This is a genomic window from Rhodococcus sp. IEGM 1305, from assembly GCF_030058635.1.
Classification (GTDB): Bacteria; Actinomycetota; Actinomycetes; order Mycobacteriales; family Mycobacteriaceae; genus Rhodococcus_F; species Rhodococcus_F opacus_D.
The window spans coordinates 41,951-52,397 of record NZ_JASHKX010000047.1 but is presented as its reverse complement, the minus strand read 5'-3'; the positions used below and the strand labels follow the sequence as shown (position 1 = coordinate 52,397).

11 protein-coding genes are annotated in these 10,447 nt (G+C 66.6%); 8 read left to right on the top strand and 3 right to left on the bottom strand.

What is annotated here, in order from left to right; all coding sequences use genetic code 11:
- From QM693_RS33885 to QM693_RS37970, 3 genes are all read right to left on the bottom strand, one after another.
- Nucleotides 1-653 (bottom strand): TetR family transcriptional regulator (locus tag QM693_RS33885; RefSeq protein ID WP_283354507.1); only part of this gene is annotated, 653 nt, incomplete at its 3' end.
- Between the two features lie 1,931 nt (nucleotides 654-2,584).
- Nucleotides 2,585-2,971 carry a hypothetical protein gene (locus QM693_RS37975; RefSeq protein WP_477956815.1) on the bottom strand — a complete coding sequence of 129 codons (387 nt, stop codon included), beginning with the start codon at nucleotides 2,969-2,971 and terminating at the stop codon, nucleotides 2,585-2,587.
- 46 nt (nucleotides 2,972-3,017) lie between these two features.
- Nucleotides 3,018-3,575 carry a protein kinase domain-containing protein gene (locus tag QM693_RS37970; RefSeq protein ID WP_502942695.1) on the bottom strand — a complete coding sequence of 186 codons (558 nt, stop codon included), beginning with the start codon at nucleotides 3,573-3,575 and terminating at the stop codon, nucleotides 3,018-3,020.
- A 180-nt stretch (nucleotides 3,576-3,755) separates the two neighbouring features.
- Here QM693_RS37970 and QM693_RS33875 point away from each other — a divergent pair, with 180 nt between their 5' ends.
- From QM693_RS33875 to QM693_RS33840, 8 genes are all read left to right on the top strand, one after another.
- On the top strand, nucleotides 3,756-4,265 hold the full coding sequence (locus QM693_RS33875; RefSeq protein ID WP_283354510.1) for an SRPBCC family protein: 510 nt from the start codon (nucleotides 3,756-3,758) through the stop codon (nucleotides 4,263-4,265).
- A 293-nt stretch (nucleotides 4,266-4,558) separates the two neighbouring features.
- The gene (gene gvpJ, locus QM693_RS33870) at nucleotides 4,559-4,876 is read left to right on the top strand and encodes a gas vesicle protein GvpJ (protein ID WP_280783773.1); all 318 of its coding nucleotides are present in this window, start codon (nucleotides 4,559-4,561) and stop codon (nucleotides 4,874-4,876) included.
- Nucleotides 4,873-5,667, top strand: a complete 795-nt coding sequence (locus QM693_RS33865; protein ID WP_283354506.1) for a GvpL/GvpF family gas vesicle protein — start codon at nucleotides 4,873-4,875, stop codon at nucleotides 5,665-5,667. Before gvpJ (QM693_RS33870) ends, QM693_RS33865 begins: the two co-directional genes overlap by 4 nt.
- A gap of 1,173 nt (nucleotides 5,668-6,840) precedes the next feature.
- Nucleotides 6,841-7,491 carry a hypothetical protein gene (locus tag QM693_RS33860; protein WP_283331807.1) on the top strand — a complete coding sequence of 217 codons (651 nt, stop codon included), beginning with the start codon at nucleotides 6,841-6,843 and terminating at the stop codon, nucleotides 7,489-7,491.
- Between the two features lie 6 nt (nucleotides 7,492-7,497).
- A complete protein-coding gene (locus QM693_RS33855) occupies nucleotides 7,498-8,874 on the top strand; it encodes an SRPBCC family protein (RefSeq protein WP_283354505.1) in 1,377 nt (458 codons plus the stop codon).
- Nucleotides 8,871-9,254: a gas vesicle protein GvpJ gene (gvpJ, locus tag QM693_RS33850; protein WP_280783769.1), complete on the top strand. Its 384-nt coding sequence runs from the start codon at nucleotides 8,871-8,873 to the stop codon at nucleotides 9,252-9,254. The genes QM693_RS33855 and gvpJ (QM693_RS33850) overlap by 4 nt, the downstream gene beginning before the upstream one ends.
- Nucleotides 9,254-10,030 (top strand): GvpL/GvpF family gas vesicle protein, encoded by a 777-nt coding sequence (locus QM693_RS33845; RefSeq protein WP_283354504.1) that lies wholly within the window; start codon nucleotides 9,254-9,256, stop codon nucleotides 10,028-10,030. The genes gvpJ (QM693_RS33850) and QM693_RS33845 overlap by 1 nt, the downstream gene beginning before the upstream one ends.
- A gap of 4 nt (nucleotides 10,031-10,034) precedes the next feature.
- Complete coding sequence (locus QM693_RS33840; protein ID WP_105423879.1) at nucleotides 10,035-10,274, top strand: gas vesicle protein GvpG; 240 nt, start codon at nucleotides 10,035-10,037, stop codon at nucleotides 10,272-10,274.
- Nucleotides 10,275-10,447 lie beyond the last annotated feature (173 nt).

Below are 10,447 nucleotides of genomic sequence, written 5' to 3'. Positions count from 1 at the left end.
CCACCGCACGGTGATGCGGGTAGCCGTGACACACATACACCTCTACAGTCTGCTACACGAGTGGCAGATAGTATGAGATCTATGTAGACGCTGGGTAGAAGCAGGTGCCAGGTTGTGGTCAGCCGGACGGGCAGATCGTCGAGGTGCCCGGTGGCTGCGGCCAGTAGGCGGGCTCCGGAGAGGGTTTCGACCAGGAGAAGGGCAATGGCGTCAGGATCGTCTTGGTGGAGGTCGCCTTCGGCGATGGCGCGGCGGGCGAGTTGTTGGTAGTCGGACAGCCAGGTGGTGAGCAGCGGCGTGCCGGTATCTGGACGGTCGGGAACTTCGGTGATCAGGCGGAACGCCGCTCGGACCGTGGCGTCGTTGACGACAGGATCGAGCAGGGTGCACGAGATGCCGGTCAGTGCTTCGAACGCGGGAATGTGGGAGGTGCGGAAGGGGTTGCACGCGATCGCGAAGCGGGCGCTGCCGGCGTCGATGACTGCGCGCGCGAGTTCTTCCTTGGAGTTGAAGTGGTCGTAGAGAGCGCCCTTGCTGACGTGAGCGCTGGTGGTGATCGTGTTCAGCCGGGCACGGGCATACCCGACTCGGGCGAACACCACTGCCGCTGCCTGCAGCAGCGCCGCACGAGTGACTTCCGCCCTCTTCTGCATCACTGATCACCTCAGTCGAGGCGACCGCACTACCCGAGATCCGGACCCGGATCCCGCGTGGCCGGGACGAGCGTGCTGGCGGCACGGGAATCGGGAACGCTGTGCGGCACCCCGCTCTCCGTGCACGGCTCCCGCCGCGCGCAACAACGCCGGAACAGAGTCCGACTGGTCTGTTTCATTCTCCTCTCAACAATTGCGGATGTCACCGTTGGTTCGGCGCTCTAAGCACTCGTGGATGATCCACCCCGCCGCTGAGTCGATGTCGATTCGTCTCTTGATGTTGTGGGTAAGCCGGGAATCCATCTATCCCTACCGTCACCGAAAGTGGGCACTGTCGGCTATCTCGAGCGCCGTTTGAACCACGAGCGCGACGAGGTGTGGCGGGTGCTCCGCCTGCTGCATCCCGCGTGCGCAGACAGGGGACATGGCGTGCCGTCTTCAGGCGCCCAGTCCGCTCGAGTATGCGAGCGGGGCAATCGTGCTGCGGTGAGACATCACCGGCGACGGTCGCTCGCGGTCGGTTCTGCAGTTCAGCCACTGTTGCCCCAGCCGGGAGGGCGGCATCGAAGAGAAGGGCTGGTGGCTCACCGAACTCGACGTCCTCGGTGAGCTACTCGAGGGCGCGGACGTGACCGATTTCCGGCGCCGTGCCGATGACATGATCGACCGCTGCCGACGCGCGTTCGGATAACAAGGGGATCGAGGGCAGATGAGTCCTCACTCCTCGGTGGACTGCTCGAGTCGGTACTCGGTTCACGATGTGGTGGGCGGTAACAGGGCTGAGGGACCTCGACGTTGTCGGAGAGATTGTCGCGCATCTTGTCCACTTCCTGCTCGATCCGGTCGACGGCGCTGTCGTTGCTGAGGACGGTGACCACCCCTGCGGCAAGGCGATCGAGATGACGATCGCCAGCGCGCTCAGCACCAGGCCGACGACCGCCACCCCCTTGCCGGTGATCCCCACCTGGCGGCAGCCCGCCGGCCGATCACTCCGAGGATCAACCCTATGATGCCCAGCAGCCCGACCGGGGACAGGATCACAATCAGCACACACACGACGCGGCCACCCCGAAGGCGAGCGCGAAGGCCGCGGCCGCGCTGGTGCGCGCCCGCCTGGTGACCACCCGTTCCTCGACAGCGACAGGCTGGTCGTCGACAGGGCACTCGTCGACCCTAGGCTCTATGCGCCGCGGGTCCTCATCGCGTCCCGGGCCGCTCAGCGGTCTGTTCATCGTTACCTCTGTGTCGGTCGTTTGCCATGCGGCGCACCTCGACGCTCGGTGTGCCACCCAATACGCCCAGCTCACGTGCGCCCCAACCCGGACCGAGCCCACCGCCGTCCTTCGCTGCACGCGGTACCTCTACTCGGACGTGGGAAGGAAGCCGCCGATGCGGCGGCGGGATTGACCAGTGAGGTGAGCGGCGTGGCAGGCGTACCGCCGCATCGACGCGGGTACCCGATCTGGGTGGGGCAAGGGAATGTCGAGAGGCCCCTCGTGAAGGTGATCGTTGATGAGCAATCTGTACTATCCACTGGCTGTTGCGCTGTACATCCTCGTGGCACTCTGGCAAGGCAATCTCGGCCACTGGTGAGATGCGCCGAGGGCGTCCGGCGGGTCCGGGTGGAGTGCCGCCCGATGTAGAAAATCGACGAGACTCGACGACCCACCCTTTGTGCTCGTCGATGGTGGAACGGTGTGCCCGAAAACGGGGGTTGGTCGATGTCCGGGGGACGGGTGAGGATACGTCAGCACGACGACCGTGAGGGAATCGCCTATGAGCGTGTGGATCCCGAGCGTCGGTGCCATTCGGTGGCCAGGGTCAGGCCAGGCGTCACCTTGGGTGCGATGAGGTTTCATCTTCCATTCTGACGCCCCAGCAAGCGGCGATGTCCATTCCTCGTGGTGGAGGCAAGTGCGTGGGCGGTCCGTTCAGTTCCCGCCGCCGTTGCCGCGGCCGCCACCGTTGTTGCCCCCGTTGCCGTTTCCGTTGCCGTTTCCCTGGTTCCCGTTGCCCGGACCGCCCTGGCCGTTGCCTCGGTTGCCGCCGCCCTGGTTGCCGTTCCCGCCGCCGGTGCCCGCGCCTCCGCCCGGTGCGGTGTCGTCCGGCGCGACAATGTCCGGTGCCGGGGCGATCGGTTCCGTGCTGATCATCGTGGCCGGCGGCGGCGCTGCCGGGGCGAGGCTGCTGCTCGGGGTGGGAGCGGACGGCGACAGGACCGAGGTCGACCCTATGGTGCTGCCCTCGTCCTGCGACGCGACGGCCAGTGCCAGCAGCGCGATAGCCACCAGTACTGCCGCGACCGCGGCGATGATCACCCCGGTACCGGGTGACCGTCGCGGCTGTGCGGGTGGAGGCGGGGGATCAGCGGCGACCGGGACGGGGGTGAACACCCGGGTTGGGGGAATCTTGCGCGGATTCGTGAGGGCCGCACGCATCTGCGCCGCGCTGGCGAACCGCTGCTGGGGGTCGCGGCTGAGGGCGCGCTCGATCACGGCGATCAGCGTCGGATCGAGGTCGGGGCGCACCGCGGCGAGCGGTTCGTATTGACCGTTGACGATCGCGTGAGCCAGCGACATGATCGTGTCCCCGGTGCAGGATTCCCGCCGCGTGTGCGGCACCGAGGGCGTCGAGGGTTTGGGTGAGAATGGTCCGCGCTCGCGGTGCGGGGAGCGGGCCGGCGAGGAGGTCGTCGAGCAGGGTCCGTCCGGGCAGGCGTTCCATCACGATGTACGGGGCACCGTGGTCGTCGCCGCTGTCGTGGACGGCGACGACGTTCGGGTGGTTCAGTGTCGCGGCGAGGCGCGCCTCGGACTCGAAACGCCGCCGGGTCTGCGGTACCGAGGCCATTTCCGGGCGCAGCACCTTCACCGCGACCGCCCGGGCCAGGCGCTGATCCCACCCGTCGTACACGTCGGCCATTCCGCCGCGGCCCAGCACCTCACGCAGCTCGTACCGACCTGCGAGAATCACCGACACCGACATACGTTCACGCTAGTTGGCGCGGCCACCGTCCGGTAACCACGCCGCCGACCTGGTCGGTACTCGCCCGCTTTCCACGCCAACCCTGTGGGCGTCCCCGTGGGCACCCAGTCCGTCCGAATGCACGCGGCTTTCGTGTGGGATCGGCGAGAGCCGGGTACGCGAGGGGGGCATGAGCACACCGAAGAGGTCGACGTCGATGTTCCGGTCCGGGTCGCCTACGACCAGTGGACGCAATTCGAGACGTTCCCGAAGTTCATGGAGGGCGTGCGAGAGATCCGTCAGCTCGACGACACCCACACGCATTGGGTTCTCGATATCGCAGGGCAGATCCGTGAGTTCGATGCCACCATCACCGAACAGCATCCGGACGAGCGAGTGGCATGGCATTCGGACGCCGGCCCCGATCATGTCGGGGTGATCACCTTCCACCGTCTCGACGACGCCCACACCCGGGTGACCGCGCAGATGGACATCGACCCGGACGGGTTCGTCGAGAACGCCGCCGACAAACTCGGCGTCCTCAGCCACCGAGTCAAGGCCGACATGAAGAAGTTCAAGCACTTCATCGAAGAGCGCGGCACCGAAACCGGCGGCTGGCGCGGCGACGTCGACCGACCCACCCCCTGACTACACCCGGAAGAGGTGCTCCCTCCAAACCGCCACGGCCCCGTGGGGGCGTGGTCATCGGCAGCGGCTACCAGTCTCGGTTGGGGTCGGACCGTTTCGTACGGGCCGAATCGCCCAGGCTCCAGCGGTTTTGGCGGATCGAACTGCGGCCGTTGCGGGAAGTCCGGTAGTTCCCGCGCGGGCATCCGTTTTCGGGGTATGCCCGCGCGGAGGCGAGCCCGGCCGGGGCGCCGAGCGGACCGCACACACGACAAGTTCGGGGTGGGTGGTGGCGGGGAGCGAGGAGCGAAGCGATGACCACAGCGGGCGGTCCGAGTTCGAGCAGCCTGGCGGACGTCATCGACACCATCTTGGACAAGGGCTTGGTCATCGACGCCCGCATCGTGGTCGCGAGCGTCGACACCTACCTGCGTTTCGCCGAGGCGGCGAATCGACTGGCGATCGGCAGCGAACCCAAGGGCCTGTCCGACCTCGTGTCCGACGTCAAGGGCAGCGGCAGTACGAAGTCCAAGACCAAGGGCGTCCTCGAGGGCGTGGGGGAGACGCTCGGTGAGCTGCTCGGCGGATCCGGAAGCGACCGCGAACCGGCACCCCGACGGAGGCGGAAATGAACTCCGCCGACGACACCGACGACCACGACACCGACGAGGGTGCTTCGGCGGCCGTGATCTACGTGTACGGCATCGTGCCCGCGGACGTGCAACCCGAGAAGGACGCCACCGGCGTCCACGATGCCCCGATCGAGATCGTCAAACACGGCGACATCGCGGCGTTGGTCAGCGAGATCGACCCGGACCAACGCCTCGGCGCCCCCGCGGACCTGCAGGCCCACGCCCACATTCTCGACGGCACCGCGCACGTCGCCCCGGTGCTGCCGCTGCGGTTCGGTGCAGTCGTGTCAGATCGTGACGCGGTAATCCGCGAGTTGCTCGCCGAACATCACGACGAGTTCGCCTCCGCCCTCAATGAGCTCGAGGGCTTCGCCCAATACATGATCAAGGGCCGCTACGTCGAGGAGAGCATCGTGCGGGAGATCGTCGACGAGAGCCCGGAGGCGTCCGCACTGCTCGAAACGATCCGCGACCAGCCCGAGGAGCTCACCCGCGATGCCCGGATTGCTCTGGGCGAGCTCATCGGCCACAGCCTCGAGGACACGCGGGAGACAGACACCCGCACCACGCTCGAGGCGTTGTCACCGCTGACCGACACCGTCACCGTCCGCGAACCCACCCACGACGAGGATGCCGTGCAGATCGCGGTTCTCTTCGAGGTCGACCGACAAGAGGAACTCGAGCAGACGGTCGGGGACCTGGCCGCACGCTGGGACAACCGGGTCACCATGCGGGTGCTCGGTCCCACGGCCCCCTACGACTTTGTGGTGAGACCAAAGCGGGAGGACTGACGAAGGATCTCCGGCGTGCAGGATTCGAAGAGTCGGTGTTCACCTCCTTTGTCCATGCGGCCGGGAATTTCCGAGACCGGTCACTCTCGTGCACGGTGATATGAATATGCAGACACGGGACTCTCGGATATCCGATGTTGGCAAAACTTGTGTAGACATTAGGAGGCCCACCTTCTCGAACCACGCTTCGCGCAAGGCTATTCCGTGTTCGACCGGCCCGATTTCGGGGAGGCAATGTCGACTCGACTGCCCGGTCGCCCGCCGACCGAGCACCCCCCGCAGACCGAGCACCCCCTGCAGACCGAGCCCCATCTCACGGCCTAGGATGGCGGTCAGGACAGGGGGACTTGGCCGGTGATCGTGCTGATCAGGGCGGTGGCCCGGACGCCCTCAGGTGAGCCGGGCCACCGCGGCCTGATTACTCGGTCCGATGCCGTCGCCGAAGGCGGCGCTCAGCCACCTACCTCGAACGCGACGATGAAGTCGATTCCTGCAAACCCATAAGAATCTGCGCCTTTCCTGGTGCTGAATCCACGGGATCGTCGATCCCCGCTTGCGATGCCTATCGCGCTCAGAACGAGGAGCGTTTCGCGAAAAGCGAATTTCTCACATTATGAATTTAACAACCGCCCATGATGTTCCTGGGCAATCGATTTAGGAAATGGGGGTGACTTCAAAAGTCGGCGCATGTGCTTCTCGCGTGTATTTGCGTGATCCACGACGTGAGAGGGCCGTGGCCGCGCGCGGCCGAGGTCGGGGTGGGCGAGCACTCGACCTCGGTCCGCTCGCGACGGGGCGCCCCGCCGGCCGAAGGGGTTCGGCGGCCGGAGCGGGGCTGGCTGCCCGGTCCGCCTTCGCGGCGCGGGCAGCGTATTCAGCGGGTACCCACAGACAACCGCGGTACACGGGTATCCCGAGGACCGGCAGATCCCACGGTCATTCGGTGCGGTCCTGTCCGATCGTGACGCGGTGACGAAACGAACTGCTCGCCGAACACGACGGCGCGTTCGCCTCCGCCCTCCCGGAACTCGAGGGCTTCGCGCAGATTGAGTGTCGCCGGCCCGGGGTAGTCGGCGGGAACGAAGGCACCACCCACCGACCACGGCCCCCATCCTTTTCGCCGACGCCGGCGCCGAGGTGCACCACATCTTCTCGACGACAAGGGGTTGGGCGATGACAGGCAAGGGTCAGATGGCTATGGCGGTGGGTGCCGGTTACATGCTGGGCCGTACGCACAAGATGAAGCTGGCGTTGATGCTCGCCGGGTTCGGAGCCAGCAGACGTTTTCCCACCGGGTCGCTGGGTGTTCTCAACGAGGGCCGCAAGCTGCTCGCCGATTCTCCCGAGGTCGCCAAGCTCGGTGTGACGGTGCGCAAGGAGTTGATGAACGCGGTGAAGGCGGCCGCGGTGACTGCGGCCAGCCAGCGCATCGACTCGCTCAACACCCGGCTGGAGTCGGGTGAGGACCTGGTCGGCGGCCTCGGCAAGGCTGTGGGCGGGAAGAAGAAGTCCAAGCGGGCCCGTGTCGAGGAACCCGAGGACGAGTACGAGGGCGAGGCGTACGCGGAAGACGAAGGCGAACCCGATGACGAGGGCGACAACGAGACCGGTGACGACGATTCCGAACAGGCGCCCCGCGGCCGGAGGCGGCCCGCCCCGCGCCGCCGCTCGTCGAGTGGCGGTAGTTCCCGGCCCACCCGGTCCCGGTCGCGGTCGTCGAAGGACGACGACGAGGAAGACGATCTGGCCCGAGCCAGGGCCCGCAGGACGCGCGCGAAGGCGACGACCGATTCTGTACCCGTACGACGACGCACCCGGAAGTGATCAGCGATGACCTCGAATCTCGACAGCGCGGCGAAGAAGCTGCGCCAGAACGTGTCCGGTGCGTCCGGTGAGGCCGCATCGCTGTCACCGCTGAAGAAGGCGGCGCAGGGCCTGCTCGGCACCGTGACCGACAAGGCGATGTCCACCGTGTCCGACAAGGTGCAGGGTGCGTCCGGCCGGCTCACCGACTACGCCGAGGGCGGCGGCGGCAGCCTGCTGTCCGCGGTCACCGGCAAAGAGCAGCAGGGTGACGGCAACGGGGACGAGAAGGGCGACGGCAAGTCACTGTTCTCCGGGCTGACCGACAAGGTGAAGGAGACGGCGTCGGATGTGAAGGACGCGGTCACCGGTGGTGGCGGTGGCGGTAAGGGCAAGAAGCTCAAGTTGACCAATATCGTCGAAACGATCGATGTCGGTGTCCCGGTCCAACTGGCGTATAACCAGTGGACCCAATTCGCCGACTTTCCCTCCTTCATGAAGAAGGTCGAGCGGGTGGAGCAGGAGGCGGACGAGAAGCTCGAGTGGAAGGCTCAGATCTTCTTGTCGCACCGGACCTGGGAAGCGTCGATCATCGAGCAGGTCCCGGATGAGCGGATCGTGTGGCGTTCGAAGGGTGCCAAGGGTTTCATCGACGGGGCGGTGACGTTCCACGAGGTGACTCCCGATCTCACCCGCATCGTTCTGATCCTCGAGTATCACCCGAAGGGATTGTTCGAGAAGACGGGAAACCTGTGGCGTGCACAGGGGCGACGAGCACGGCTGGAATTGAAACACTTTGCACGCCATGTCATGACGCAGGCCGTTCTCCATCCTGACGAGGTGGAGGGCTGGCGCGGGGAGATCCAGGACGGCAAGGTCGTCGAACCCGAGGATGCCGAGGACAACAACGAAGAACCAGCTGACGACGAGACCGACGAGTACGAGGAGGAGGAGCCGGAGGAGGAGACCGGCGAGGACGAGGAGGAGGAGCCGGAGGACGAGACCGGCGAGTACGAGGAAGACACCGACGAGTACGAGGAGGAGCCGGAGGACGAGACCGGCGAGTACGAGGACGAGGAGGAGCCCGAGGAAGACACCGCCGAGGCGGAGGAGGAGCCGGAGGAAGAGACCGGAGAGGACGAGGACGAGGAGCCGGAGGAAGAGACCGCCGAGGACGAGGAGGAAGAACCCGAGGAGGAGCCCGCGCCGCGCCGGCGTCCCGAGCCGCGGCGGCGTCGTCCCCGGAAGGCCGCAGCAAAGAAGGCCCCCGCGAAGAAGGCCCCCGCGAAGAAGGCCCCCGCAAAGAAGGCCACAGCGAAGAAGACCACAGCGAAGAAGACCCCTGCAAAGAAGACCGCAGCGAAGAAGGCAACGCCGCGGCGTAGGAGAGGAGCACGCGCATGACCACGGCCGGTGGACCCAGCTCGAGCAGTCTCGCCGACGTCATCGACACCATCCTCGACAAGGGTCTGGTGATCGACGCGTACGTGCGGGTCTCGCTGGTCGGCATCGAACTGCTGACGATCGACGCCCGCGTTGTCGTCGCCAGCGTCGACACCTACCTGCGGTTCGCGGAGGCGGTGAACCGGCTCGAGATCGGCAGCGAGCCGAAGGGGCTGTCCGAGATCGTCTCGGGTGCCACCGAGGGCGGTGCCAAGCACAAGACGAAGGGGGCGCTCGAATCGGCGGGGGAGAAGCTCGGCGGCCTCCTCGGGGGCGGGGAGGAAGAGGAAGAACCAGAGCGAGAACGAGTGTCGCGCAGGTCGACGCGAGGTGACCGGTGATGGCTACCCCGGAGCAGACGAAGAAGACGACCGGTGTGTATGTCTACGGCATCGTCCCGGCCGACGTCGAGGTCGCCGAGGATGCGACCGGGGTCGCGGACGGCACCGTGGAGGTGATCACTCAGGGTGACATTGCCGCCCTGGTGAGCGGACTGTCGGTGGATCGGGCGCTCGGGGCGCCCGGGGACCTGCGGGCGCATGCGGATCTGCTGGACGGGGTGGCCGGGGTGGCGCCGGTGCTACCGCTGCGGTTCGGTGCGGTGCTCAGTGGCGCCGACGCCGTGCAGGAGGAACTGCTGTCGGCGCACGCGGACGAGTTCAGTTCTGCGCTCGAGCAATTGGCGGGCAAGGCCCAGTACATCGTGAAGGGCCGGTACGTGGAGAAGGCGATCCTGCGGGAGATCCTCGACGAGGACGATCAGGCGGCGGCGCTGCGCGAGGAGATCCGCGACAAGTCGGAGGACGCGGGCCGGCAGGCACGGATGGCCTTGGGGGAACTGGTGAGCAACGCGATCGCAGCCAAACGCGAACAGGACACCCGCAGGGTCGTCGAGGCGCTCGACGATCTCGCCTCTTCCGTGAACGTGCGCGAACCCACGCACGAGGAGGAGGCCGTGCAGGTGGCGCTGCTCGCCGATGTCGAGCGTCAGGACGAGCTCGAACAGGTGCTCAGTGAGCTGGTCCAGGAGTGGGACGGGCGGGTGGAGATGAAGCTGCTCGGACCGCAAGCGGCATACGACTTCGTGGTCACCCCGAAGCCTGAGGGGCAGGGCTGAAGGCATGGGTCTGTTCTCGTTCATCGTCACCTTGCCACTGCAACCGGTCAAAGGGGTGATCTCGCTGGCGGAGTTGATCCAGCGGCAGGTCGAGCAGGAGTTGCACGATCCGGCGCGCGCCCGCCGGGCGCTCGAGGAACTCGAGGAGGCCCGGGAACGTGGTGAGATCACCGAGGAAGAGGAGATGCAGGCGCAGCAGGCGATCCTCGACCAGATGACGGGCGGTGGCGAATCCATCCCCTGACTGAGTAGGGCAAACACGGCAGCACCGAGACCCGATCCGCCGCAACGGCGGAAACGAAGGACGGCTGCCAGCCTTACCAGAGGGTGAGGGGAAGGCCAGCCGCTTCGGCGCACCGGATCCGTTCCTCGATACTGTCAGGATCGTTACCGCGCGCGAGACCGGTGCTGATGGCG

Bases quoted from the DNA above. Each gene is read 5' to 3' on its own strand.
- QM693_RS33875 (WP_283354510.1), top strand. From the start codon at position 3,756: ATGCACGCGGCTTTCGTGTGGGATCGGCGAGAGCCGGGTACGCGAGGG.
- gvpJ (WP_280783773.1), top strand. From the start codon at position 4,559: ATGACCACAGCGGGCGGTCCGAGTTCGAGCAGCCTGGCGGACGTCATC.
- gvpJ (WP_280783769.1), top strand. From the start codon at position 8,871: ATGACCACGGCCGGTGGACCCAGCTCGAGCAGTCTCGCCGACGTCATC.
- QM693_RS33860 (WP_283331807.1), top strand. From the start codon at position 6,841: ATGACAGGCAAGGGTCAGATGGCTATGGCGGTGGGTGCCGGTTACATG.
- QM693_RS33855 (WP_283354505.1), top strand. From the start codon at position 7,498: ATGACCTCGAATCTCGACAGCGCGGCGAAGAAGCTGCGCCAGAACGTG.
- QM693_RS33865 (WP_283354506.1), top strand. From the start codon at position 4,873: ATGAACTCCGCCGACGACACCGACGACCACGACACCGACGAGGGTGCT.
- QM693_RS33845 (WP_283354504.1), top strand. From the start codon at position 9,254: ATGGCTACCCCGGAGCAGACGAAGAAGACGACCGGTGTGTATGTCTAC.
- QM693_RS37970 (WP_502942695.1), bottom strand. From the start codon at position 3,575: ATGGCCGACGTGTACGACGGGTGGGATCAGCGCCTGGCCCGGGCGGTC.
- QM693_RS33840 (WP_105423879.1), top strand. From the start codon at position 10,035: ATGGGTCTGTTCTCGTTCATCGTCACCTTGCCACTGCAACCGGTCAAA.